Origin of the sequence: Nostoc sp., assembly GCF_036917465.1 — a bacterium.
GTDB lineage: Bacteria > Cyanobacteriota > Cyanobacteriia > Cyanobacteriales > Nostocaceae > Nostoc.
The window spans coordinates 1-26,249 of the sequence record NZ_JBALDL010000107.1; the positions used below are offsets into that span (position 1 = coordinate 1).

Annotated in this window: 25 protein-coding genes, 1 tRNA gene and 1 pseudogene; 20 read left to right on the plus strand and 7 right to left on the minus strand. The window is 41.6% G+C overall.

What is annotated here, in order from left to right; genetic code table 11:
- The first annotated feature begins 384 nt into the window (after positions 1 to 384).
- Entirely contained in the window at positions 385 to 1,908 is a 1,524-nt protein-coding gene (locus tag V7K38_RS28500; protein ID WP_334863038.1) for a site-2 protease family protein, read from the plus strand.
- A gap of 94 nt (positions 1,909 to 2,002) precedes the next feature.
- Here the strand turns inward: V7K38_RS28500 and V7K38_RS28505 are convergent, their stop codons facing one another.
- From V7K38_RS28505 to V7K38_RS28515, 3 genes are all read right to left on the minus strand, one after another.
- Entirely contained in the window at positions 2,003 to 2,569 is a 567-nt protein-coding gene (locus tag V7K38_RS28505; RefSeq protein ID WP_334862999.1) for a phycobiliprotein lyase, read from the minus strand.
- A gap of 75 nt (positions 2,570 to 2,644) precedes the next feature.
- Complete coding sequence (locus V7K38_RS28510) at positions 2,645 to 3,325, minus strand: HEAT repeat domain-containing protein (RefSeq protein WP_334863000.1); 681 nt, start codon at positions 3,323 to 3,325, stop codon at positions 2,645 to 2,647.
- Positions 3,326 to 3,498: 173 nt separating this feature from the next.
- Positions 3,499 to 3,583 (minus strand) — tRNA-Ser (locus V7K38_RS28515).
- A 406-nt stretch (positions 3,584 to 3,989) separates the two neighbouring features.
- Here V7K38_RS28515 and V7K38_RS28520 point away from each other — a divergent pair.
- Positions 3,990 to 4,793 (plus strand): prohibitin family protein, encoded by an 804-nt coding sequence (locus V7K38_RS28520; protein ID WP_334863001.1) that lies wholly within the window; start codon positions 3,990 to 3,992, stop codon positions 4,791 to 4,793.
- Between the two features lie 96 nt (positions 4,794 to 4,889).
- Here the strand turns inward: V7K38_RS28520 and V7K38_RS28525 are convergent, their stop codons facing one another.
- Positions 4,890 to 5,351 (minus strand): hypothetical protein, encoded by a 462-nt coding sequence (locus V7K38_RS28525; protein WP_334863002.1) that lies wholly within the window; start codon positions 5,349 to 5,351, stop codon positions 4,890 to 4,892.
- A 347-nt stretch (positions 5,352 to 5,698) separates the two neighbouring features.
- Positions 5,699 to 6,943: a carboxyl-terminal processing protease CtpA gene (gene ctpA, locus V7K38_RS28530; RefSeq protein WP_334863004.1), complete on the minus strand. Its 1,245-nt coding sequence runs from the start codon at positions 6,941 to 6,943 to the stop codon at positions 5,699 to 5,701.
- A 505-nt stretch (positions 6,944 to 7,448) separates the two neighbouring features.
- Between ctpA and petB the strand changes: the two genes are divergently transcribed.
- The 6 genes from petB to V7K38_RS28560 all read left to right on the plus strand — a co-directional run bounded on the left by petB (position 7,449) and on the right by V7K38_RS28560 (position 13,287).
- Entirely contained in the window at positions 7,449 to 8,096 is a 648-nt protein-coding gene (petB, locus tag V7K38_RS28535; protein WP_100900603.1) for a cytochrome b6, read from the plus strand.
- Between the two features lie 248 nt (positions 8,097 to 8,344).
- Positions 8,345 to 8,827, plus strand: a complete 483-nt coding sequence (gene petD / locus V7K38_RS28540; protein WP_334862577.1) for a cytochrome b6-f complex subunit IV — start codon at positions 8,345 to 8,347, stop codon at positions 8,825 to 8,827.
- Positions 8,828 to 9,471: 644 nt separating this feature from the next.
- Positions 9,472 to 9,915, plus strand: coding sequence for an ATP-binding protein (locus V7K38_RS28545; protein ID WP_323229199.1), 444 nt, complete (start codon positions 9,472 to 9,474; stop codon positions 9,913 to 9,915).
- A gap of 440 nt (positions 9,916 to 10,355) precedes the next feature.
- Entirely contained in the window at positions 10,356 to 11,345 is a 990-nt protein-coding gene (locus tag V7K38_RS28550; protein WP_334863008.1) for a GDP-mannose 4,6-dehydratase, read from the plus strand.
- A gap of 295 nt (positions 11,346 to 11,640) precedes the next feature.
- Entirely contained in the window at positions 11,641 to 12,822 is a 1,182-nt protein-coding gene (locus V7K38_RS28555; protein WP_334863010.1) for a glycosyltransferase family 4 protein, read from the plus strand.
- 93 nt (positions 12,823 to 12,915) lie between these two features.
- Positions 12,916 to 13,287, plus strand: a complete 372-nt coding sequence (locus tag V7K38_RS28560; protein ID WP_334863012.1) for a hypothetical protein — start codon at positions 12,916 to 12,918, stop codon at positions 13,285 to 13,287.
- Between the two features lie 35 nt (positions 13,288 to 13,322).
- Here V7K38_RS28560 and V7K38_RS28565 read toward each other — a convergent pair whose 3' ends face one another.
- Complete coding sequence (locus V7K38_RS28565; protein WP_334863014.1) at positions 13,323 to 13,754, minus strand: hypothetical protein; 432 nt, start codon at positions 13,752 to 13,754, stop codon at positions 13,323 to 13,325.
- A 562-nt stretch (positions 13,755 to 14,316) separates the two neighbouring features.
- Here V7K38_RS28565 and V7K38_RS28570 point away from each other — a divergent pair.
- From V7K38_RS28570 to V7K38_RS28600, 7 genes are all read left to right on the plus strand, one after another.
- Positions 14,317 to 14,661: a hypothetical protein gene (locus V7K38_RS28570; protein ID WP_334863016.1), complete on the plus strand. Its 345-nt coding sequence runs from the start codon at positions 14,317 to 14,319 to the stop codon at positions 14,659 to 14,661.
- A gap of 182 nt (positions 14,662 to 14,843) precedes the next feature.
- Complete coding sequence (locus tag V7K38_RS28575; protein ID WP_334863018.1) at positions 14,844 to 16,985, plus strand: pentapeptide repeat-containing protein; 2,142 nt, start codon at positions 14,844 to 14,846, stop codon at positions 16,983 to 16,985.
- 89 nt (positions 16,986 to 17,074) lie between these two features.
- A complete protein-coding gene (locus V7K38_RS28580; protein ID WP_334863020.1) occupies positions 17,075 to 17,566 on the plus strand; it encodes a hypothetical protein in 492 nt (163 codons plus the stop codon).
- A gap of 144 nt (positions 17,567 to 17,710) precedes the next feature.
- A complete protein-coding gene (locus tag V7K38_RS28585) occupies positions 17,711 to 17,917 on the plus strand; it encodes a hypothetical protein (protein ID WP_334863022.1) in 207 nt (68 codons plus the stop codon).
- 214 nt (positions 17,918 to 18,131) lie between these two features.
- Positions 18,132 to 19,370 (plus strand): GNAT family N-acetyltransferase, encoded by a 1,239-nt coding sequence (locus V7K38_RS28590; protein ID WP_334863024.1) that lies wholly within the window; start codon positions 18,132 to 18,134, stop codon positions 19,368 to 19,370.
- Entirely contained in the window at positions 19,370 to 19,846 is a 477-nt protein-coding gene (gene ruvX, locus V7K38_RS28595; protein ID WP_334863026.1) for a Holliday junction resolvase RuvX, read from the plus strand. The genes V7K38_RS28590 and ruvX overlap by 1 nt, the downstream gene beginning before the upstream one ends.
- A 141-nt stretch (positions 19,847 to 19,987) precedes the next feature.
- Positions 19,988 to 20,560: a DUF3727 domain-containing protein gene (locus tag V7K38_RS28600; RefSeq protein ID WP_334863028.1), complete on the plus strand. Its 573-nt coding sequence runs from the start codon at positions 19,988 to 19,990 to the stop codon at positions 20,558 to 20,560.
- Between the two features lie 229 nt (positions 20,561 to 20,789).
- On the opposite strand, the gene V7K38_RS28605 is transcribed toward V7K38_RS28600, so the two are convergent.
- Entirely contained in the window at positions 20,790 to 21,590 is an 801-nt protein-coding gene (locus V7K38_RS28605) for an RMD1 family protein (protein WP_334863030.1), read from the minus strand.
- A gap of 659 nt (positions 21,591 to 22,249) precedes the next feature.
- Between V7K38_RS28605 and V7K38_RS28610 the strand changes: the two genes are divergently transcribed.
- The 5 genes and pseudogenes from V7K38_RS28610 (at position 22,250) to V7K38_RS28630 (ending at position 26,004) form a co-directional block, all read left to right on the plus strand.
- Positions 22,250 to 22,789 carry a YqeG family HAD IIIA-type phosphatase gene (locus V7K38_RS28610; RefSeq protein WP_334863040.1) on the plus strand — a complete coding sequence of 180 codons (540 nt, stop codon included), beginning with the start codon at positions 22,250 to 22,252 and terminating at the stop codon, positions 22,787 to 22,789.
- Between the two features lie 267 nt (positions 22,790 to 23,056).
- On the plus strand, positions 23,057 to 24,166 hold the full coding sequence (gene proB, locus V7K38_RS28615; protein ID WP_334863032.1) for a glutamate 5-kinase: 1,110 nt from the start codon (positions 23,057 to 23,059) through the stop codon (positions 24,164 to 24,166).
- Between the two features lie 528 nt (positions 24,167 to 24,694).
- A pseudogene (locus V7K38_RS28620) lies at positions 24,695 to 25,334 on the plus strand (histidine phosphatase family protein).
- A gap of 77 nt (positions 25,335 to 25,411) precedes the next feature.
- A complete protein-coding gene (locus V7K38_RS28625; protein ID WP_334863034.1) occupies positions 25,412 to 25,540 on the plus strand; it encodes a hypothetical protein in 129 nt (42 codons plus the stop codon).
- A 44-nt stretch (positions 25,541 to 25,584) separates the two neighbouring features.
- Complete coding sequence (locus V7K38_RS28630; RefSeq protein WP_334863036.1) at positions 25,585 to 26,004, plus strand: hypothetical protein; 420 nt, start codon at positions 25,585 to 25,587, stop codon at positions 26,002 to 26,004.
- The last annotated feature ends 245 nt before the right edge of the window (positions 26,005 to 26,249 follow it).

Here is a 26,249-nt window from a genome sequence, read left to right on the forward strand (position 1 = left end):
CAAGCTGAGAACATCGGGAGCCGTGTACACGGAAACGGGTACGCACGGATCTAACTGAGAGGTGCGGGGAATAATATCCCCCATCGACTCAACCAATGCTCTCTGGTGCAAATTCCGATTGCAGAGAACTTCCGCTAGGAACTTCGTCAGTGAATACAGCCCGTGGTGGCTTAGTTGTATGACTTGGCTGTTGAGGTAGAGAGCACATAATAAAAGAGCCGACTGAGGAGTTGTGGATAATCTAGTTAGAGTGGGGAAATTCTCAAAAATTCTATAGCACTGTTAACTGTTCGGAAAAAATTGGGGTTTGAGGTCTGCCTTGTAGTTAATGCTATGGTGCTAAAGCTACTGGTAGGGCGTTCTGTTAAAATTACTAAAGATAATATGGGATTTTGGTTTTTGTTTCTCCTCCTACTGGGGCTAGCTACTTATCTAATGGTGCAGCAAAGCGTCGCTAACATCACCCGCACACCAGTATGGTTGTTATGGCTAGTTTTAATGACACCAGCATTGCTGTTGAGTGGCTGGACGTTTCTGTACGGGACTAAACTACCTCCACCACCGTCGCTGTTCATCTCGTCGTTATTTATCTGCACACTGTTGTACTGGATCTTATTTCAATGGGGAAGGAGAGTGCCAACAGATACACAGACAGCAGCCCAAGCCAAAGCCTCAGAATCACAGCCAATTATCCAACCCACCACAGAACCACCAGTGCGTCCCATTGAACCAACAGAAGAAACCCAACTGCGAAATTGTTTCCCTTGGTCTGTATACTACGTTCAAAATATTGAGTATCGACCACAAGCTGTAATTTGCCGTGGTCAGTTGCGAACTAAAGCCAGCAACGCCTACCAGCAGATTAAGACTAATATTGAAGCACAATTTGGCGATCGCTTCGTGTTGATCTTTCAAGAAGGTTTTAACGGTAAACCTTTCTTTGTGCTAGTTCCTAACACTCAAGCTGCGAAAGAGAAAAATACACCACGCCATAATCAAGAACGCTTAACTCGACCAGGATTAGCACTTCTACTACTAGTAGTTACTTTGATGACTACTACCTTAGTGGGAGTAGAAATTGCTGGTGTTTCTCTTCCGCCTCTCTGGGAAACTAGCTCTGTGTTCAAAGTTCTATCTAACCCAGGTGTCCTATTCAAAGGATTACCTTATGCTTTAGGGTTAATGACTATTTTAGGTATTCACGAACTTGGGCATTATTTGACAGCTAAATTCTACAAGATTCGCTCAACGTTGCCTTACTTTATTCCCATACCTTTCTTCTTGGGAACTTTTGGTGCATTTATTCAGATGCGTAGTCCCATTCCCAACCGCAAAGCTTTATTTGATATTAGTATCGCTGGCCCAATTGCAGGCTTTGTTGTTACCTTGCCATTACTAATATGGGGCTTGGCTCATTCTGAAGTTGTTCCCCTCATTGAAGAAAAAACCCGATTGTTGAATCCTGATGCCCTTAATCCCAAATATTCCATCTTACTAGCGCTACTGTCGAAGCTAGCCTTGGGAAGTCAGTTAACGGCAAAATCAGCCCTTGATTTGCATCCAGTTGCAGTAGCTGGTTTTCTGGGACTAATTGTCACGGCCTTAAATTTAATGCCTGTCGGACAACTAGATGGAGGTCACATTGTCCATGCAATGTTTGGACAACGAACTGCGATCGCTATTGGTCAAGTTGCTCGTGTCCTCTTGCTATTACTTTCGTTAGTTCGAGAAGAATTTTTGATGTGGGCGATTATCTTATTATTTATGCCCTTGATTGATGAGCCTGCACTGAATGATGTCACTGAATTGGATAACAAACGTGATATCTGGGGATTACTGGCAATGGCTTTGTTGATTGTAATTATTTTGCCATTACCGCAGGCGATCGCTAACTTTTTACAGATTTAAAACCTATCAAAATAGCAAGACTTGAGATGCCCGACTTCTTTAAGAAGTCGGGCATCTGGTTGTTCACGAATGATTTAGAATTGCTATATTACAACTAACTCGATACTGAATTAGCCGCCTCGGAAGCCTTCGCAGCAGGTGGAAAACCACCCATGCGAATCTCAGAAGTGAAAGAAGTAATACTAAATCCCCCAAAATTTTTGAGGACATTTACCCGCATTCGTAAATTGGGGCTAGCAAACCACAGACGCTCCTCTGACCAGATATTTTCATCTTCTATAGTTAGAATCAATGCACCATCACTATCAAATTTATAGTGTCCGGCAACTGGAGTTTTCTTTGCATTAAGTGTTTCCCGCAGTAACTTTCCTTGTTCTGGATTATCTGCATCAGGTACTGAAACTAACACAGTTGAACCAGCATGTTTTGATTGATCCTTTTCCATTGTGCCATTCCAGTTAACTTTGAGCGCACAAGAGGCGGAACTAGGATTAATTTTGTACTGTTGACATATTTTGATCGCTTCTGGATTGTCTACTGCTAGTGTCTCAATAATGATGTCTGACTTGCTATTCTCAGATTCATTAAAAGCCAAATGTTGACTAGTTCGATGAGAAAACCATTTACCAGTACTTAACTGAAAAAACTCTTCAATATTCATGAATGAAATTACCCTGCATCAAAATGCTAAAATTGCCACTTAATTATTAAAAGGTAGCAGGAGGTTCTAATATTATTAAGCTTGATTGCCTATTTCTTCAAGCTTCTTGAGTCCAATTCTAGCTGCCTCAGCAACGTTGAAATGGTTGTCTTTTTCTAAGTATTTTAAAGCGGAGACACTCTTGGGAGTGGGAAGATTTCCCAAAGCTTCTGCCAAACGCTGCCTAACTAACCAATCATCTGATTGGGCGAAGCGCAGAATCTGATCGACAGATTCAATATCTTTAATTTCTCCTAGCGCCGAAATTGCAGCTTGTTGCAACACAACTTCTTTGCTATCCAATGCCTGAAGAAGAATTTGACGGGCCCGGGGGTCTTTAATGTTACCGAGAGAAACGGCTGCACTAAAGCGTACTAGCCAATCAGTATCTTCATAAAACGCCCGTGAAAGCACTTCAAAGGCTCTAGCATCACCCAAATATCCTAAAGCACCAGCAGCATCAGCCCGGATGCCATAATCAGGGTCATTTTCGAGAATTCTGACCAAAATTGAATAACATTCTGGCGTTGGCTTGATTCCAAGGGCAAATATTGCCATCGATCGCAGTTGCAAAGATTCGTCGTCTAGTACCTTTTTAATCAAAGGGACTGCATCTTCAGGAGAAACATGACGCAGATTAGCAAGAGCTACCATGCGATCGCGTAAGTTCGGACTTTCTAACTGAGTAGAAATTTCTTGTAAGCTGAGAGCTGTCATGTAGTTCAAAGCATTTTCTTTACTTATCTTAATTTACCCGATCCGTTCATCAAGCTGTCGCCATAGTGGAGTAGGAGTTTGGCGACTTTACAAAATGGCTCAATTATGAGTGGAAAATAAAAGGGCAAAGCTAAAAAGCCTTAACCTGATTATCTTGACCTGATTATGTTTAACGGAGAGGGGGGGATTCGAACCCCCGTTGGGTTTCCCCAAAACGCATTTCGAGTGCGTCACCATGAACCACTCGGACACCTCTCCAGGTATTTTCCACACATTTGAGTATCTGTTCTATATTCAAATGTCGTGAATTAAGGGAAATGTTAGTGCATTGCCTAGACTACTATAACATTACTCTCAATCACGCGATCACCTCACCCTGATTTTCGCCCCCTCCCTTCAGTAGTCTCTCCTGCAAAAACTGCCTCTACTTTTTTTCGGTGAGGCAAACTTACCTTTTAAAATACTACTGCTTTTCGATACTATTACAGTAATTTAGGTTTATATAAAGCTATCCAAACCTTTACTATCTCCAAGTTTAGGTAGTCAATTACATATTTTCGACTTACCTATATGCCTGTATGCAGGCTCACGGAGTAATTTGCTAATGATTTGTTACCTTGTTTAGAGTGAAATGAAAAGTAAGAGGCATACATGTTTCACACAGATGATAAAAAATACAACTTTTAACAGTGCCAGTAAACTAACTGCTCTTTTGTTTTTGATAACTCTCTTCCTAACACCTTGTGTGATTGTCAATGCAGGTGAACGAGGTGTATTGATGAAATTTGGCGAAGTCCAAAACCAGATATTAGGAGAAGGACTTCACTTAATTATTCCTGTAGTCAATACTGTAAAAAAGTTGAGTATTCGAGTCCAAGAACAAGAAATTTCGGCTGAGGCTTCTTCAAAAGATTTGCAAAATGTTTTCACAGATGTAGCTCTCAATTGGCATATTATTCCCCAGGAAGCAAATGTCATTTTCCAAGAAATTGGAGATGAACAAGCTGTAGTTATGCGGATTATTAACCCAGCAGTTGAAGAAGTACTAAAAGCAATAATGGCAAAGTATACTGCTGAAGAAATTATTACTAAACGAGGTGAAGTCAAAGGTGGAGTAGATGATGCATTGTCTATACGACTAGGTAGCTATCACGTTGCAGTGGATGATATTTCTCTAGTTCATGTCCATTTTTCAGAAAGATTTGGTGAGGCGGTAGAGGCGAAGCAGATTGCTGAACAAGAAGCAAAACAAGCAGAGTTTATTGCGCTAAAAGCAACAAAAGAGGCTGAAGCAAAAGTTAATTTAGCCAAAGGAGAGGCTGAGGCTCACAGATTATTACGTGATGGTTTAACTCCTGAAATCCTGCAAAGGCAAGCAATAGAAAAATGGAATGGGAAGCTACCATTAATTGTAAGTAAAGAGGCTCCAAAATTGTTGAATCTAAGTGAATTTTTAAAATTTGATTAGTTCAATAATTTGCTCTATACCCAAAGACTGAGATACCTAGCTTATTCAAGAAGCTGGGTATCTTTTTATTCTGTAGAAATAATTCGAGCGACTAAATTAACCGTTAGAAAATAAAATAGGAGAATCGAGAATCTTCAACTGAATAAGTAGTATAATCAACAGGGTATAAGCTGTTGAAGAAATTAGACCAGTAAATAATTCTTTTTTGAGGTTATGCTCTTGAGGTTCTTTCTGAAAAATCTCTTTAGAACCGAATTGCATCAAAAGAATTCCCACAATATTAGAGAGCCAGTATCCGATAATTGAACAAGGTAGAAGTAATTTTGGGGAAAGAAAACTACATGCATACCCAAAACCATAAGCTATTGGCAGATTGAATAGTAGGTCATTCCACCAACATAGTGGTGACAATAAATATCCCAATACCAGAAAAAATCCACCTCTGAGTTTTTTGAAAATGTCTTTTTTGAACTCTTCTGGACTAGATTGTTTTAAATCCTCTAATACTGTTTCTCCTGTTACATTCAACTTTTGACTAACGTTTTGGATACTTTCCATAAAAAACCACTATTCCTATCGGCTTAGTGTATTATAATATATAAACTAAGCCAAAGTCTAGTACAGTCATGATGTAACTTGAGCTTTTGGCTGCTGAAAGTTTTACCAATACATAGTTTCAGCAAATACGAAATTACAACCGAGGAAGCGATCGCTAATGTGCAGTCTAACTATTGTTTAATTAATTTTGTTTTAGTACTTAATAGTAACCGCCTAATTAGCGTAAATATTCAAACCTCTCACTGGTTTTACTACGCAAAACTATCCCTCTCCGACTCGGAGAGGGACAGACTTGAACGAAAGTTCAAGGCAGGTGAGGTTTCTCAAAACTCCTCACTTCTAACTTTTTAAACCTTTCCCGCCACAACCGAATCTTTCTGCAAAAGTTGCACTGCTGCTTGATATTGCAGATCCGCTTCCGTGCCAATCTGTTTGCGGTTAATTGGGTCTTGGGAAATCACTTTATCTGGCTTAATACCTAATTTGTTAATATCCCGGTGTTGAGGAGTTTCATACTTAGCAATTGTAACCGCCAAGCCCGAACCATCTGATAATTCAAATAAAGACTGAATTAGACCCTTACCAAAGGTGGTTTCGCCTACTAACTGGGCGCGACGGTTATCTTGGAGTGCGCCGGCAAGAATTTCGCTAGCACTGGCAGTTCCTTGATTCACCAAAATCACTAGAGGATCGTTCGTCAGGGCTGGCCCAGAGGCTTCAAAACTACCTTGAATACCTTGTCGGTTCACAGTGTAAACAATAGTACCAGAATCTAGCCACTGCCGGGCGATTTCAATTCCTGATTGCAATAACCCCCCAGGATTATTTCGTAAATCTAGAATGTAGGCAGCAGCGCCTTTTTTTTCTAGACTAGAAATAGCGTGTGCTAATTCCGTTGAGGCGTTGGCATTAAATTGAGTCAGGCGTAGGTAGCCAATGGGCGTACCTTCAGTGGAAACACGCAATTCGGAAACTACAGGGTTAAGAGCAATGCGATCGCGCGTTAGTCTAATTTCCCTTTCTGCCTCTCCGTCCCGTTCAATCAGGAGAGTAACAAGGCTGCCACTTGGGCCGCGCATTTTAGTCGCAGCTTCATCCAGGGTAAGATTTTTTGTGGGAACGCCTTCAATTTTAAGAATGCGATCGCGTGGTCTAATGCCCGCTTTATCTGCTGGTGAACCCGCGATGGGAGCCACTACTTCCAGTTTCCCACTCTCAGCATTCAGGGCAATTTGCAATCCTACCCCAGTCAATTCCCCAGAAGTATTAACTTGTAAGCTGCGGTACTGCTCTGGGTCTAAAAAGCGGGTAAAAGGGTCATCAAGACTCTTGAGCATCTTCCCAATTGCCGCATAACTAGCATTTGAGTCTGACAGAGGCTTCTCTAAAACCTTTTGTCTTACAGCCGCCCAGTTCTGATGATTAAAAGTCTCATCTAGATAAGTGCGATTAACAATTCGCCAAACTTCCGAAACCAGCTTTTGTTCGCCCGTTAAAGCTACCACCGGCTGGGTAAGGGTACCAAACGCCAACCAAAACGCCATTAACAATGAAAATCCAACCCGAAAGACTTGTTTGTTCATGAACCCCATTATCAATTCCACCTCAACCGAAATTGCTTAGAAATGCTCACTTGCCCTGTTGTTGATGAAATCTATCTCTCGATTATGTTACTTTTTTTATAGAAGTGGTGCATTTCTCTCATCAAGTTGTTCAGTCAACTGATGGGTTGTATCCACTCACGAAAGGATAAAATCTACTTTGTGTCCACCATTTTGTGTGCAGGGGCGTAAAGAGATCGCAATATATTCCTTCTTTACAGCGTGTAAAGTTTCTGAAGACTCTTAGCACGCTGAAAGCTGACAAGTAAAACAAAAAACTCGTCTTTACTAAAATCCCAAACTTGCTAATTGGGAGAGAAGTCACAAGAGGCGGCTTATGAGAAGTCCTTAGACAATTCTGTTATGACCCTAGCCTGCGGCAACCCCTTGGGCGAACCCGCAGGATGCCGAGGCTGGGAAGCATCAGAATTTTAGTCGCCGATTTAGAACTTCGGGATTTATCAACCGCAACCGACTTTTAGGAACTTGAGATTGTATGGCCAACGTTTCCGACTGGTTTGAGGAACGCCTGGAGATTCAGGCACTCGCTGAAGACGTTACTAGTAAGTACGTCCCTCCCCACGTCAATATCTTCTACTGCCTGGGTGGAATTACCCTGGTTTGCTTTCTCATCCAGTTTGCCACTGGATTTGCCATGACGTTTTACTACAGGCCAACAGTTACTGAAGCTTTCTCCTCTGTGGAGTACATCATGAATGAAGTAAGCTTCGGTTGGCTAATTCGCTCCATCCATCGCTGGTCTGCCAGCATGATGGTATTGATGATGATTTTGCATACCTTCCGGGTTTATCTGACTGGTGGTTTCAAAAAGCCCCGCGAACTGACCTGGATAAGTGGTGTGATCCTCGCTGTAATTACAGTTTCCTTTGGAGTCACAGGCTATTCCTTACCTTGGGATCAAATTGGCTACTGGGCTGTAAAAATCGTTAGCGGTGTACCAGAAGCAATTCCCGTAGTTGGCGTTTTGATCTCCGACCTGCTGCGCGGCGGTTCAAGTGTTGGTCAAGCAACACTAACTCGTTACTACAGCGCCCACACCTTTGTACTACCTTGGTTGATTGCAGTCTTCATGCTGTTTCACTTCTTGATGATTCGCAAGCAAGGCATTTCCGGGCCTTTGTAATCTCAGTTATTAGCGAAAGGCAAGATTTGTCAGTTTTCAGATGAAGTTGTTTGTTTTAAACTTATGAAACACAATAATAATTGCACATAAGTTCCAACAAACACTTGTATTTGAAGCCTAAAGCTGTAAACTCCCTTCAGGCGGCTGACTGGAGACAAAAACGCTGATTCCCGTCTGCTAGGGATGCCTAGTAGCTGATAGCCTTCACAAATGCTTTAATTTAAATTAAGCAGGAGACACATTTCAAAATGTCAACACAAAAAAAACCTGACCTGAGCGATCCTCAGTTAAGAGCTAAACTCGCTAAAGGCATGGGTCACAATTACTATGGTGAACCCGCTTGGCCTAATGACTTACTTTATGTCTTTCCAATCGTGATCATGGGTTCCTTCGCTGCAATTGTAGCTCTAGCCGTGCTAGATCCTGCAATGACCGGTGAACCAGCAAATCCTTTCGCCACACCATTGGAAATTTTGCCAGAGTGGTATTTATATCCAGTTTTCCAAATTTTGCGATCGCTTCCTAACAAACTTTTAGGAGTGTTAGCAATGGGTTCTGTACCAGTTGGGCTAATTCTCATTCCTTTTATTGAGAACGTCAACAAGTTCCAAAACCCCTTCCGCCGTCCAGTTGCAACCACAGTCTTCCTGTTTAGTACTCTTGTCACCCTGTGGCTGGGTATTGGTGCTGCTTTGCCATTGGATAAATCTTTGACCTTGGGACTATTCTAAATTAGTCACCTCAAAGTGCTTTAACGCCTGTAAGTTTTAAGAGTGTATTTATAGATGTGCTTTTGAAAGAAATCTACAGGCGTTAATCTTAACAGGATTGCAGAAGTCCTCACCCTATCTACGAGACGCTACGCAAACAACTCGTAGTAGGGTGGGGATTAATAGTCTTCAATCAATAGGGCGTTAAGCCTAGCCCTTTCAAGGTGGGTGAAATTTTTGGACAATAATTCTTCTTTTCTTTGTGTTCTCTTCGTCTGGAGTGGTTTAATAAAATACTTTTAAACCACATAGGCAAAAGAGACGCAGAGGTTTTAAGAGTCACCTTGAAAGGACTAAGCATTAATGATCATCGCATTGACAAATTCATTAGCTCAGTCTCTCCACTACGAGTTCCCAGTCTCCATCTGAGAATGCCTAATAGGAAGGCTACTGTCTAAGACTTGCGCTAAAGTCATCAAATATAAACATTTTTTACTTAATTAACATAAGTTGCTAGTTACGACCCTTGAAATGCCAAAATCGTTAGTGTTTTGTATTTTGGTACACAAAATATCTCAATTTAGATTTTTCTATATCAAAAAAATTTGGCAAATAGTGCAAAATTTAATAACTAGCAACTTAGGTTTATTTATAAGTCACAGTTAATGTTTACTATAGTGCAGCAAGACCATCTGAAGGTTAAGAGCGAACTCACTCTCCTAAACCAGGTGCAAGAATGGTTTGAGCAATTTTGTCTGCAACATTTGTCTCAACTTGGTTGGTCAAAAACCCAACTAGATCGCCTCAATTTAGCATTAGCAGAAGGCTTTACCAACGCTGTTCGTCACGCTCATCATGCTTTACCCCCAGAAACAACCATTGACATTAACGTTGATCTGTGGATCGATAGACTAGAGATTAGAATTTGGGATTATGGAAAACCCTTCAATCCCGATGCGATCGCAGAGCCAGCCCCAGGTACTCTACAAGTAGGTGGCTATGGATGGTTTCTCCTCCGGCGGTTGGCAGATCGTGTTGTATACGAACGCGGTGCAGATGGTAGAAATTGCCTTCTCATTGTCAAATATTCTGTAGAAGCACAAAAGTAAAAGTGAAGTTGAGCTACTAACTTTAAAACAAAAGCTTAACAATTCAAAATTCAAGACAATTTCAGACAGGGATTTAAAGCCTGACTGAAATTGAAGCTAAGTGTAGACGTAGGGGGCTTAAACCCTTCGATTTTCGATAAGCAAGAAGGGATTCTACTTCAAGATGTAGTTATTTGATTGATAAAAGTATACTCATTTTCAATGGTCTTTGAACTGGAGTAATATATTTTTTACGTAAAATTGCTTAGTTATTGTGATTTCTTTGTAAATCTCAAAGAATATTTTTGTATAAAAAGAATTAGTGAATACAGTAAAGATAACATTCGAGTTACACTAGCTCCCTTGTTAATATTTGTCAGCAGTGTTGAGAGCCTAGAATTTTTGTTCTCTAACAAATACCATTTAGTCCTTAAAGAGATAGAGATAATAGGGGACGGATTATGACTAAAACAGCCCTAATAACAGGAATAACTGGTCAAGATGGCTACTATCTCAGCCATTTGCTTCTCAACCGTGGTTACAGAGTTATCGGATTAGTACCCCCCCATCGCCAACCTAATTTGACTAAGCTGGGAACACTGTCCAATCAGGTAGAGATTTTTACGGTTGACTTGAGGGATAATGCAGCGCTATTGACCGCAGTTGAACAACTGCGTCCCCAAGAAATTTACAATTTGGCGGCTCCGAGTTTTGTACCCGACTCTTGGAACGATCCGTTGGGAACCCTAGATTTGATTACTGGTACAGCTACCAGACTTTTGGAAGCAGTACGACAGGTTGGTTTGTCTACCAGGTTTTATCAAGCCAGCAGTTCGGAAATGTTTGGCGATGTATTTAGTTCGCCTCAAGACGAAGAAACATCTTTTCGTCCCAAAAATCCCTATGCTGCGGCGAAGATGCACGCCCACTGGACAATGGTGCATCACAGACAGCGCTATGGATTATTTGCCTGTAGTGGAATTTTATATAACCATGAGTCTCCGTTACGCGCGCCTCAGTTTGTCACCCGAAAAGTTTCTTTAGCAGCCGCATCGATTAAATTGGGTTTAACTGACACCTTAGAAATGGGTAATTTAGATGCAAAACGCGATTGGGGATTTGCGGGAGATTACGTAGAAGCTATGTGGTTGATGTTGCAAGTGGATGAGCCAGAAGAATATGTTATAGGTACTGGTAAACTGCACAGTGTTAGAGATTTAGTTGCTACAGCATTTGAGTCTGTCGGATTGGATTGGACACATCATATAGTTTTAAATACCAGTTTATTGCGACAAGATGAGCATTTTGAACTAGTAGCTAACCCTAGTAAAGCTAAAAGGAAGCTTGGCTGGGAACCCCAAGTGAGCTTTGAGGAACTTTTAGAAAAAATGGTAAAAACAGATTTAGAGCGGTTACAAAGCGGTGCGATCGCGCCCTTATCGCAAGTTTAATTGGGCAGGTAAGTAAGTGGGTCAAATTAAATATCAAACCTCACCCTGCCTCCTGCTTCCCTCTCTTTACTAAGGAGAGGGATTGAGGGTGAGATTTGATCTTATATTTTATTACGCCTACCGACTTATTAGGCAGAAGGCAAGAGGAATTACTTACGCTTAAAAATATAAGTGGGAGTTAAAATGTGAACACTTTGTATCATGTTATGGCGTGTCTCGTAACAGTATCTCTTTTTGAACTGGGTTTCATCCATACTTCTTTCCCTTTGCCTCCTGCCTTTTCCCATAACCTAATATGCACACCAGTACAGTGACGGAAAACCTCAAGTTAGGTGATAAAGTTGACAAAAAAACTAACCATGTCTTCGTATTTTTAGAAATTTTTGCTCATGAAGGTGGTATCCAATCATATATAAAAGATATTTTTCGTGCTTATCTGGGATTGAGCCAAGTTTACAAGGCGGAAGTTTTTTTGCTGCGAGATAGCCCCGATAGGTTAAATCCGTTTGAAGCCGAAAACTTAAAATTTCATTACTTTAAAAATCAGTCCCCTCATTTAGGGAGGCTGCAAATGGCAGCAGCTTTACTTAAATGTCTGTTGCAAAACCGTCCGCAGCAAGTTTTCTGCGGTCATATTAACTTAGCAGTATTAGTCCAAACTCTTTGTCAGTCCTTAAGAATTCCTTACACCGTGCTAACTTACGGTAAAGAAGTGTGGGAACCTTTGAAAAATCAAGAACGTCGCGCCCTGACATCAGCTGATAGAATTTGGACAATTAGCCGTTACAGCCGCGATCGCGCTTGTCTTGCGAATGGTCTAAACCCCAAAATGTTAGAGATGATGCCTTGTGCAATTGATGGGGATAAATTTACTCCTGGTTCCAAGCAGCCAGAATTAGTTCAAAAATATGGTTTCACTGGTTCTAAGGTGTTAATGACAGTAGCACGCTTATGGTCAGGGGATATTTACAAGGGTGTAGATGTCACGATTCGGGCATTACCACAAATTGCTCAGGTTTTCCCAGAAGTGAAATATTTAGTAATTGGTCGAGGTGATGACCAACCGCGATTGGCGCAGCTAGCTGCATATTTAGGTGTGAGCGATCGCGTCGTATTTGCTGGTTTCGTTGCCACAGAAGAATTAATGGAACATTACCGCCTTGCTGATGCCTATATCATGCCTTCACAAGAAGGCTTTGGCATTGTCTATCTAGAAGCAATGGCTTGTGGAGTGCCGGTGTTATCCGGTGATGACGATGGCTCTGCTGACCCTTTACAGGATGGTAAACTAGGATGGCGAGTACCACACCGCAGTCCTGATGCTGTAGCAGCAGCTTGTATAGAAATGCTTCAAGGGGATGAGCAACGATGTAATGGAGAGTGGTTGCGAGAACAAGCGATCGCTCTGTTTGGCATAGATGCCTTCCAACAGCACTTGCAAAAAATGCTTCTATCCTCAGTCATCAAGTCAAAATGACAAATGACAAATGACAAATGACAAATGACCAATGACCAATGACCAATGACTAAAATCGCTATCCTAGAAGCAGAGCAGGACGACATTTAAAAAATGAGCTTTAAGTCATTTCAATTGAATCTTTTAAATCTCCAACCTTGGCTCACCCTACTGGCAGTTGTTTGGTTGCTGGCATCACTGGGCTTAGGTTGGTTGGTTAATTCGTTGCTAATTATTGTTGGGTTGGTGTTTTTAGCACCCGTTGTAGCTTTTTTTGGCTTTCGTTGGTGGCTGCAACGCAACTTGGTTGCCGATCAGTGTCCCGTCTGTAGATATGAATTTACGGGGTTAAATAACAGTCAGTTACAATGTCCTAACTGTGGTGAGTCGCTGTTAGTACAAAATAGTCATTTTCAGCGCTTCACACCAGAAGGCACAATTGATGTCACTGCTGTCGAAGTTCCAGCCAAATCACTGGAAGATTAGTCATTGGTCATTGGTCATTGGTCATTTGTAAATGACTATTTATTTCTTTGCGAGATTGAGAGGGTGTAGTTAAACTGCTGCTGGGATAGTTCGCCCACATGCACCGTGTATCTTCCTGCTTGCCAGTAACCAGGAAGCTCTGCCTTGCCTCCAGAAGAACTATCTGCCATTACACAAAAACGCCCCCCTGGCCCGTCGATCAACAGCGTTGGCTTTCCTTGACTTTCTACTGTTAATCGTAAATAAGGTAATGACTCTGTAACCTGGATAACTTGACTAGGTTCAGTGGTAATATTGCCACAATTACTTTTGACAGTTCCCCCAGACTTTCCGTTCAAAACCAGTGGATCTGGTTGGAAAGACCGATTTATTTGGATTTTTGGTGTCTGTGCCAAATTAGCCTCACTAAAAACCAAGCTGATCGCTAAAGCTGTGGGAACAATTGCAAGTAGCCGAAGCGTTTTCATTTTAATTAATGCTCCAGATTTTTTAGAGCAATATTGTTATACAGTCTAATTTAATTGACGATATCAATCCATCTCGGTTCCAAAAGCTGCCGTATAACCTAATACCATTAAATTAAAAATTGTTTGTGAAGATGGGATGTAGACATATTGCCAAGTAAAGGCTCTACATTTGTCATGCAAATTAACTCATCTATGATGATGGCTAGCGATCGCTTGTCTGACAAAATGTTTAAAAAGTATTATAAACATCACTTTAATAGGGGATTTGCTTACGTAAATAACACTATTTATCCTAGTTGTATACGTGCCTTTTTTAGAGTTTTCAATGCTTTTATATACTTTACATTCAATAAATAGCCGTACACAAAGTAGTATTTTTTACGTTTTTCAGTAGTTAAAATACTGCATAAAAAAATATCACAACAAAAAAACATAATTTTTACCTGTCAGAAAGGTATTGCACACACAGACATTAGCTAAAATCACTAAGACAACCACCAAGAATAGAATCTAGTTGGTTTGTTATCTAAATAAGTTACCTAGCTGAGGTAGATAAAGATTTATGAATCCTCAACCAGAAGAAGACTTACAGCGTCGCCTCGATAAGCTAGAGGCAGAGATTAATTCACCACCTGGGGTTGTTTCTCAACCACAAGGACAAAAACAGATGCCTCAGTCTGTTTTTGCTAACTTGAACTTGCAACTAGAGCGATTTCAGATTTGGTTCAAAGGCTTATCTGGGACGAAAAAGCTGGTAGTTTCGGGTGTGACGGTGCTAGTAGGCTTGGGGATGCTGCAAGCAGTGTTTAAACTAGTTGCATCTGTAATAACTCTGGCACTTTTGGCAGCGTTAGTGTATGTTGGATACAAATTTTTTGTGTCTAATAGCTTTCAACGTAAGCAATAAGTTGATATGCAATTACTTGGCAATCTGCCCGGAGTTATGAGAGCCAGGAGCCATAATACAAAAGGTTCTTGACTCATAACTCTTAAATTCTATTTCAATATGCTTTTCTTTTTGCTGATTAGCTGAGTCTATTTTAATTGTGCCGATCGCGGCGTACAAATAATATCAAAGGGAATTATCCGATGACGTCACCAATTGTCAGGAGCAGTAATAATCAATCTGGCCAGTCAAAAGAACCGGAAAAAGCCAGTTCGATGCTGCTAGCAAGTAGGCGCTTTGCTGCTTGGGCGGCTGAAATCACATTAGTGGTTGCCAGTGGGTTGATTCCCTTCGGCATTGGTGTATATGCCAATTCTAGAAGCGATCTGAACCGAGTGCCGCTTAACCCCGTGCTGGTAGTTACAGAAAGAGCGATCGCTAGACCCCTAGCTCTGCCTGTGAGCTATGGCATCCGTAACGTCGCATGGCCGACTAATATTTTGTGGACAATCGCCCTATTAGCACCTGTAACCCTTTCCTGGTGGGAATTGTATCTATTGGCTAAAACTGGTAGAACAATTCCGAAACGTTGGTTCAAAGTTCGGGTTGTCAACGAGCAAGGGAAGCCGCCCGGATTAGGGGCAGTTGTCATTAGAGAAGGAGTTGGACGTTGGACTATACCCATTTCCATCGCCTATCTCCTGTGGCGCTACAGTTTTGCTTTCCCGAATTTGGGATTATTCACATTTTTGTCTTTATTAATGATTGTGGGCGAAGGGATAGGTTTACCATCACGCCGGGGTCGCCGCGCACTACACGATCAACTTGCAGGCACTTATACAATAGATGCAACTCGCCCCTTACCATCCTCACTATTAAGTAACACTGCTGACGGTAATGATGAAGCAGAAGCGCAAGAGGGAGAAGAATTCGCGGTAGATGAAACCAACCATTCACCCAACCTGTGGCGGCGAATACAGCAAAATCCTAACCTGACTTTGTTTGGGGTAGGGCTTACGAGTATGACTGCTGTGTTGGCAACTTTAATCGGCACTCAAGTTTATATCCAAATTCAACAATCCCAACGAGCAACTAAGCAAATTAATAGCCAACAGTTCCTCGAACTTGTCAAACAATTGACTCCCAACTCTGGGGTGACTAATGAGCAACGCCAAAGTGCAATTCTGGCTATGGGTGGTCTTAACGATCCCCAGTCTATTAAATATCTGGCGGATTTATTGGTTAGCGAAACCAACCCCAGCCTCCTCGATACGATTCAACAAGCTTTGACAACTGTCGGGCCCCAAGCCATCCCCGAATTAAAAAATAAGAATCAGTTTTTGGTTAGCGAACTGGAATCTGTGGGCAGCACTGCAACCCAAGAACGTGATTTGCGGCAAGGGCGGCTACAAAGAAACCAGAGAACGATCAACAAAATTCTCTCTGTGTATAGCGGAAAAATGGAGGGCGTTGACCTTAGTAGCACCCAATTAGGTCAAAGTGGTACTCCAGGAAGTTCATTCTTCAACTTGGTACTAGACAATCTTGATTTATCAGGAGTTAAGTTTAAATCTGCAAATCTTAATCAAGCCAGCTTTAAGGGTAGTCGCTTTCGGGGTTCAGGTGAAGATGGACGTTGGGATACCTACGACGATGTAATAGCTGATTTAAGCCAAGCTCAGTTGCAGCAGGCCAATCTGACTGATGCTAACCTCAGTCGCGTCTTGATGAACCGGATTGATTTGAGCCGCGCCACTCTTAACAGAGCCAACTTATCCAACGCACGTTTATATGACGCAAAACTCAACAGCACCCAACTAGTAGGAGCCGATCTACGAAACGCAGTTTTAGAAAGAGCCAGCTTAACTGGGGCTGATTTAGGCGATGCTAAATTGAACGAAGCCAACCTGTATGCTGCCCGTTTAGGTCGCGTCACTGCTATAGGAACACAATTATCCTTTGCCAACTTAACTAATACTGATTGGCAAGGAGCAGATTTATCAGGAGCCTATTTGGATCGTGCTAATCTCAGCAATGCTAACCTGAGCGCCACTCGTCTCGCTGGTGCTGTTTTGCGTTTTGCCCAAATGGAAAACGTTAACTTACAAAATGCTGACCTGAGTCTTGCAGATTTACGGGGAGCAAATGTAGCAGGAGCAGATTTTAAGGGAGCAATTCTCGCTCCAAGCAAAGAAGATCCAGCAGATCAATTTGTCAAAACCCCAGATTTAGGTTCAGTATCTGCCGTAGTTCAAGGGGTTGATTTTTCTCAAGCCAAAAATTTAGATCCCAAGCAATTAGCATACATTTGTACTCAAGGGGGCATTCATCCTCGTTGCCCGTAGAATGGAGCATGGGGCATGGAAATAATTGCAATTCCCAATTCCCAATGCCCAATGCCCAATGCCCAAAAAAATGGTGTGAGGAGTCGGTTATGAAGTATATTCCATATTTGGTTTCAGTTTTAGGTGCTAGTTTGGTTTTGAGTCTGGCAAGTACGAAACCAGCACAAGCTCAAGTAGCTTATGGCAGTTATGTAGGTATAGGCCCCACTGTTGGTTTTACCGATGGTATCCAATTTGGGGGAGTGATAGCTGGGCGCTACAAGCTTTTGGAAGCACCGATTTCACTGCGCGCCCAAGTGTTAATTGGTAATAATACGGCAGTTGTACCAACGGTTTCTTACGATTTCCCCCTTAACTGGCAAGCTGATGCGTACCTGGGTGCTGGGTTAGTGTTGGCTGGTGGTGGTGGTTCTTCTCCTGTGGGCGACAAAATCAGTTTTGCTTTACAACCGGGCATTGATTATATGATCCCAAATAGCAATACTGTCCTTTTTGGAAATGCCATCATTGCTTTTGATGCCTACCGTGATAGCAGTGGTACAGCTATCTCTGTACAAGGTGGTGTTGGGTTGAGATTTTAATGGGTAAATGAAAACTCTATTGCGATCGCTATCCCTAAGAAGCGTTAAACTTCATTGCAAATTAAGAAGTTAGTCCAAACAACATGATAATTTTTTGTCATGAAGAGAAATAGCACAGGATTAACACAGGAGAACATAGTGGCAATGGAATCAAATTTATTAACAGATGCGGGCGCAAATGAAGTGAATCAAGATTTTAGTGAATATGTCGCTAATCTGCAACTTCACATGACTCTGCAAGCCCGCAATCTTGTTCCATCCCTGAAGCAAACACTGGTAGATAGTCGTCAGCAATTACTCCATCAAACTCAAGCCCACTTTGAAAAGCTAGTTTCTCGACAAGGGCTGTAAATATATACAAATTTTAATCAAAATTCTAATAAAATAAAGGCAGATCGTTGTTGGGTTAATGTCAATGGTGTTCTCACAAGGTCTGCTTTTTTAAGTATTAATTTACTCAAATCACCCTTTTGATGCACTAGTAAAGGGCAGAAAGCAGTTAATATTATTGCAGCAGTTCCTTTGAAGAGCAGTTAGTTAAGGCTAAATAGCGGCTCGAATAAAAATGACTTCATTACTTCCCAGAAACCTCAGCGTTGTTATCCGACCAGTCCAATACCGGGATCTGGACGGGATTGAGCGCATAACTCAAGAGTCATTCGCAGCCCTTACTCCCCAGGGAGCAGGTTTTGCCATCAGTCAGATGCTCATGCTGCGTCGCTGGTATGGATTACTCAAATTTTTGAGTTGGTTCCCCAACCCGCTCCAGTATCGCCTCTGTGCTTTTGTCGCAGAGCAAGAACGGATGCTTCTAGGGATGATTCAAGTGTCACCTTTTAACCGAACACGCAGTACTTGGCGCATCGATCAAGTGCTGTTAGAGCGTGGTGTCGATAAACAAGGAATTGGTTCGCAACTTTTGCGTCATTGCTTTGAATCGATTTTGGAAGCTCGGACTTGGCTACTGGAAGTTAACATCAATGACATTGAGGCGCTGGCACTATATCGCCAAAATGGATTTCAACGTCTGGCGGAAATGACGTACTGGGAAATTGAGCCAGAATTATTGGCTGAATTGGCACAAGCAGAGCCAGATTTGCCCAACCTTTTGCCAGTGAGTAATGCTGATGCCCAGTTGCTCTATCAACTAGATACGGCATCTATGCCTCCTTTAGTCCGTCAGGTTTTTGACCGCAATACCCGCGACTTTAAAACCAGTTTGTTTGGCGCTTTAAGCGATGCAGTTAAGCAATGGCTGACTAAAACAGAAGTCATCAGTGGTTACGTATTTGAACCCCAACGCAAAGCTGCGATCGGCTATTTTCAGGTGCAACTCGATCGCAAGGGTGAGGTTCCCCACGTGGCAACTTTGACGGTTCATCCCGCTTACACCTGGCTGTATCCAGAATTGTTATCTCAACTGGCTCGGATTACCCAAGATTTTCCCCAGCAAGGGTTACAATTAGCCTCCTCTGACTATCAAGCAGAGCGAGAAGAGTATTTGGAGCGAATTGGGGCAAAACGCATAGAACATACATTAGTTATGTCTCGTTCTGTGTGGCACAAGCTACGGGAGTCTAAATTCGTCTCATTAGAAGGAATTCAGTGGACTGATATGCTGCAAGGTTTACAACCGGCACGTAAACCTATACCAGGTGGGATGTCATGGATACAACCAGGAAAGCTACCATCCTCAGATAAACCACTACCAATTAAGTCTGAACCAATTAACTTTTCGGTAAAAAACCCTAGCATAGAAGTATCGCCGATTCCTGAATCAGTAGATGCAGAGCAGGAGAATTAGTGATATCCCAGGAGCAGCCAAAACCGTTTATTTCCGCCTTGGGACTAGATTTTGGTCGCAAGCGGATTGGTGTGGCTGGGTGCGATCGCACGGGTTTAATTGCCACTGGGATCACTACAATTGAGCGCACATCTTTTGAGCAGGATGTCGAGCAAATCCGGCAAATAGTTAATGAACGCGAAGTGCAAATCCTAGTTATGGGCTTACCTTATTCAATGGATGGCTCAATCGGATTTCAGGCGCGTCAAGTTCAGAAATTTACTACAAGACTTACTAGAGCCTTAAAACTGCCTGTGGAATATGTGGATGAGCGATTAACTTCATATCAAGCAGAGCAACTGCTGATAGCTGAAAATCGCTCCCCGTCACGCCATAAAGGTTTGATCGACCGTAAGGCAGCCGCTTTAATCTTGCAACAATGGCTAGATGTGAAGCGTGCCAGTTCTGGCAGTTCGGTGGCGGCTATTGAATATTGATACCTTTTAACATGATATTCTGAAAACGGTTAGTCAGCAGTTGTATCTACGTATAAAGCTATTTGGTTGAGATAGTATGTCATTAAATAGTTAAGCGATTTCCAAACTTGCTGGTATTTAGTAAATTTTTAGATTTCGGCTATGTTTTCCCCTCCATTTCCTGAAGAAAATGATAACGATCATGCGGGTTCCATCACTTTAACCGATGACAAAGGGCGATCGCTCGAATGTTATGTAGAGCATTCCCTTGAGGTAGATGGACAAGAATACGTTTTACTGCTTCCTGTAGACTCACCTGTAGAGATTTTTTCTTGGGAAGGTGACGATGAGGAAGAAGAAGCGGTTCTGGTAGAAGACGACAACATCATTGAGCAAATTTTTGCTAATGCTCAAGCTGTACTATCTGAGCAGAATCTGATATTGAAAAACACAGCTTATGCTTTGACAGTGGCAGGTGATTTACCGCCTGTTGAAGAATCAGAACTCTTTACCTTAGAAATCGAAGACGAAGAGGCAGATTTAGATCCAGAGCAATTACAGCTACTCGCTAGCTTCTATGATGAAGATCAGGAGTATGCAATTTATACACCCCTCGATCCCCTATTGTTTTTTGCACGAATAGCAAAAACAGGTGAACCGGAATTACTTTCCCCAGAGGAGTTTCGCCAAGTGCAACCTCTGTTAGAGGAACATCTTTTTAATGAAGTAGAATAAAATTTTAAATTCAAAATGTAACATTTTCATTTTGAATTTTTATTTTAATCAAAATCTACTTAAACCCTTTACCATGTCCCGTTAAATGTGGAAGCAATGAAACATTTTGGGAGAGTTTGTATTGTTTAATATTCTGAAAAAAGCAGAGAATTTTGTAGTGTTGGCTGCGATCGCCCGACTCAAGGCTACTGCTAAAAAGCAGCAATTTTTACGATCTCCAAATTGAGCGTTAGCCTTTGAAAACGATGTCGTACAGTGACAGCAGAATCTCCACCACAATCAGAATCACCACATACCACTCTACTCGCTGGCTACTGCTATGCTGCATGAACTCCAGGACTGTTTGTGCGGTTTGGGTAATTAGCTCTAGCTTGCGTTCCAAGGCATTGTGACGCTCACGGATTTCGTATTCATCCTCTAAGCGGAGATATAAGTTTTCTAGCTGTGGAGACTCCCAGAGCAACTCCGGCTTATCAATAATCTCTACTCGACCTACAATCTTATGTTGAACTAACAGCGCAGTCCCAAGTTGACGCAGTAATTCCCTACTCTGCTTTCTTCCCCGGTTTTCGCGCTGGAGACTAGCTGCAAATGGTTTAATTTGATCAAATACAGTCGCTAGGCTAGTTTCATAATGAGACAGCACAACACTTTTAGCGAGGATATCAGCCACTATCTGCAACCGTTCTACACTAAATTCATGCAGCAAAATTTTTCCTTCCTTAACTCTTTCACTCTCCGCCATGTTGAGATGAACTTCCACTTCTTCTGTTTCTGGATCGGCAAAAGAGTCACTAACTTGAGAGGATAGTTTGGTCAAGAAGGCTGCCTTTTCTACAGGCTCAAGATTAAACAAGACAACTGCACCATAGTCCAGCAGCACCACACAGCCGTGTTCACCGACTGTAACCATTAGTGGCATAGTCGCCAAACAAAGGTAATCCTCCAACGTCTGTAAGTGAATATCCTCACCAAGGAATAGGGCCTGCGCTCTAAATTTATCTCTGTCATTAAAAAGGAGTTTTTGCATTATCGCCCTATTTGCTTTTCTGTCTGCTACTCTGCGAGGGTAGCGATAGCAACCAATGCCTGTTATCGGAGATCGCTACAATCTCAGCTTACCAATAAACTTATCTAGCACTGCCGAAAATGCGTTTGTATTTTGACCCTGTACTGGTAAAGAATGTTTTCCCAACAATTTGGATAAAGCAAATTCCATAAACGTTGAATTTTGACAATCTGGGGAAATTAATTTATAATCACTAGCAAATAAATATACTTTAATCTTTGTCAAAATCTTAACATATATCTGTCTGCTTTATGATGTTTTCTTTAATATTAAACATTGTTATTCACCAGTTTATAACACAACTAATTTCAAGTTTTGCCAGTTAAATTCTAAATTTGCATTTAACGGCAATGTTAGCAGCACAATTATTTAATCAACAGGAACTAAATTAAATTATGAAAATTTATGGTGCGGTAATAAATGTGGATATTTAGATTTTTTTAATTACGAGAAAACGATATTTTTCTTGATTTGAATAATTATTACATCAAAGAGATAAATAAGATTTTGGGGATTTCATCTCAAAATGTTCAGGGGGATATTCCAGGATGGAGTTAGACTAACTAAACTATATTAGGTTATGCTCATTTTTCTGAGCTATTTAAATTTGACTGGTGACTATGGCCTGGAACAACCTTTTGCAACCTGACTTGATTATAGAAGGTTCAGTGTTGAATCTAACACCAGATATTATCCAAAAATACGGGCTTAAAGGGCTGGTGTTGGATGTAGACGAAACCTTAGTACCTTTTACAGTAGGAATGGCTTCCCCAGAACTACGAGAGTGGGTGGAGCAAATTCGCACCTCTACTGCATTGTGTTTAGTGAGTAACAATCTAAGTGAAGCACGAATTGGGGGAATTGCGCGATCGCTCAATTTACCTTACTATTTGGGTGCTGCCAAGCCTTCCCGACGCAAAATTAGGGCAGCAGTCAGGACAATGGATCTGCCAGTGCATCAAGTGGGGATGGTAGGCGATCGCTTATTTACCGATGTCATCGCTGGTAATCGTCTGGGGATGTTTACTATTCTAGTTGAACCGATTGTCCATGCAGACGCAGCCCTGCGCTCTCATCCCGTCCGTAACTTTGAAGTTTGGATATCTGAAATTTTGGGAGCCTCTATTACCCCCAAGAAAAGCAAGATTCACAAAACTTGAAAAATCGTCAGGAAAGTAAATCTAAAAAAATGCTTAAGGAATCTTACTGGAACCTAAAAATCGGGGATCATAAGTATTAATAACATGGGGTCAGCCAAAAAAGACCCTAACTCATACTAAGTAAATATACTTCCGTAAAGCGTCAACCTTCACTATAGAGGGATTGGCGCTTTACAATTTCTTTAGTCATTAGTCCTTTGTCCGTTGTCATTTGTCAGTTACTAATAGCCAAAGGACTAATGACTAATGACCAATGACCAATAACTAATGACTAAAACAATTGTTGTCAAAATCGGTACTTCTAGCCTTACTCAACCAGAAACGGGACAATTAGCACTTTCTACGATCGCTACTTTGGCGGAAACACTCTGCCATTTGAGAAGCCAAGGACATCGGGTAATTTTGGTTTCTTCTGGCGCTGTGGGCGTGGGTTGTGCGCGGTTGGGCTTAACTGAACGCCCGAAAGCGATCGCACTCAAACAAGCTGTAGCAGCAGTTGGACAAGGTAGGTTAATCCGTATATATGATGATTTATTTACTACTCTGCAACAGGCGATCGCTCAAGTATTATTGACTCGCAGCGACTTAGTACAGCGTAGTCGCTATCTCAACGCCTACAATACCTTTCAGGAATTACTGGGACTGGGAGTGATCCCCATAGTTAATGAAAATGATACCGTAGCAATAGACGAACTGAAATTTGGTGATAATGATACCCTTTCGGCATTGGTTGCCAGCTTAGTAGAAGCAGATTGGCTATTTTTGCTTACCGATGTCGATCGCCTCTACTCAGCCGATCCCCGTTCAGTGCCAGATGCTCGACCGATCGCTTTAGTTAGTAGCATTAAAGAATTAGCAGAATTACAAATACAAACAGGTTCCCAAGGTTCTCAGTGGGGTACTGGCGGGATGCTGACGAAAATTTCGGCTGCTAGGATTGCGATCGCTGCCGGAGTGCGGACTGTAATTACTCAAGGGCGATTTCCCCGGAATATCGAAAAAATTATCCAAGGTGAAATGATTGGAACGCATTTTGAACCGCAACCTGAACCAACTTCGGCGCGTAAACGTTGGATAGCTTATGGACTTTTACCTGCGGGTAAATTGTATTTAGATGAAGGTGCGATCGCCGCAATTTCTTTAGGGGGAAAATCCTTATTAGCTGCTGGAATTAAGGCAGTAGAAGGAGAGTTTGACACACAAGATGCGGTGCAATTGTGTGACAGCAACGGTAACGAAATTGCTAGAGGACTTGTGAATTACAACAGCAACGATCTGCAAAAGATTCGCGGTTGTCATTCACGAGAAATTCCCACAATTTTGGGTTATGCCGGTGTGGAAACAGTGATTCATCGGGATAATTTGGTTTTGACTTAAGGCACTTCCAAAGAATAAATTATTCCAAGAAAAACAAGAGACAGGTTTTCTCAAGAATGATAATCATTTTAAGGGTGGATTCTGATGGTGAAACATTCAGCCTTGATTTTGATTTGTAACCGTCAAATGAGGTTGTTAATAGCAGGACTGTACCAAAACGGGAAAATTGTACGCTAAGGAATTAAGCTAACTCCTCAACCCCATGTCAGACAATAGTTTCAGCTTCATTTAAAGTTTGGTTTTTTCCTTCTCAAAAGACGCAAATTATCATTGCATCTGGGTAGAAAATTGCTCAGAAAGCTCTCAATCAGTTCATTTTAGCTCTTTGGGGGATTGGCCAAAGGTATCCGTATCACGGATAAAACTAGAGTATTATCTGTTACCGCTACTTTTGTCAACGAAATCAAAAGTTTGTGGTTGATTCACTTTTTTGGTTGATTACTTTGTCCTGGTGTCACAGACTCAATTGCGAGATTGATGGTACTTTATGTTTGCACAAACTTCTTTACCCCAATTGTGATACAAGCTATGACACTCAATTTATATTTACTGCGACATGGAGAAACCACTTTTAGTCAAAGTGGTAATTTCTGTGGTGAAACTGATGCGGAGTTGACAACAGAAGGGATGCAGATGGCATCCGGTTTTGCCGATGATTTATCAAAGCTTGTTGTGGTCAGCAGTTTATGTTAGCCCAATGAAGCGCGCAATTGCAACTGCCAAACCATTTTGTAATGCTATCGGTATGAATATGCAGTTGCGTGACGGACTTAGAGAAGGTAGTTATGGCGAATGGGAAAGCAAGAGTAAATCGTTTGCCCAAGAGAATTACGCAGAAAACTATGTAAAATGGTTGACAGAACCCGCTTGGAATGCACCACTAGGTGGAGAAACTGCGGTAGATATTGCTAACCGTTCTATGCCTGTAATTGCTGAAATTCAAGAAAAACATCCCCAAGGTAATGTTTTAGTAGTTTCCCATAAAGCCACGATTCGGATTATGCTTTGCAGTTTACTGGGAATTGATTTGGGACGCTATCGCTATCGGGTGAATATTTTGGTCGCGTCGGTAAGTATGGTTAAATTTGACGTTAACGGCCCAATGCTCGAAATATTAGGCGATCGCCATCATATACCCGATCGTATTCGCTCTCGTCCGGGAACATAATAGGCATTTTTCAATTAGTTCTGTGAGCCAAGATTGGGTGGGCTGGGCGATGTCTAAGGGCGGGCTACGCCCTACGCTTGGGGTTTCCTCTAAAAATTGCAAGGCGATCGCTCAATCATGCTATTTTTTCCTCTCTACGAGATGCTGAACGCAAACGCTTGGATGATGAGCGTAGCTTGCCACCTTTTGCATCGCTTAACATTTAAAATACTGCTGTGGTCAATACCTTAGAGAAAAGCTTAGATTTAACATGAATGAAACTTTAGCAGCCACACTAGGGGAATTACAAGCACAAATATATTGGTTACATGATGCTAAGGAGTTTACAGAATTGGCATCAGCAGCAGCTACTATATATCTGAAACTTGGTTATACTCAACAGCAGGCAGAAACGGCAGGTAATTTAGTTAGTGAAGCTTATCAATTAGCTGATGATGCTGCTAATGCCCAGAAAGCAAGTGATTTTGACAAAGAAATGCAATTTTATCATCAAGTTAAAGATAAATTAACTGAAGTAGAAACTACATTAGGTTATCAAACCAGCATCGCCATACATCAAATGAAATGGTGGATGTATTTTCGTCATAAACAAAAATTACAAACTCTGCTTCACTTATTTTTACAACATTTTAGAGTGGTAGGATTAATCAACTTACTTATACCAATTTAATGTGAAGTTGCACATATCTTGATCCCCCTAAATCCCCCTTTTTAAGGGGGACTTTAATAGATGTTTTTCCGGTTTCCCCTTATTACAGCACTTGCATCTATTATGAGGTACACTAAATTAAAATATAAATACTTTTAAATGAAGTCCTAGTCTGTCGATCTTCGAGAAAAAATAGTTGCAGCACATCTTCAAAAAAACATCTCAATCAGGAAAGTAGCTAACATATTTTCCGTCTCAAATATTTT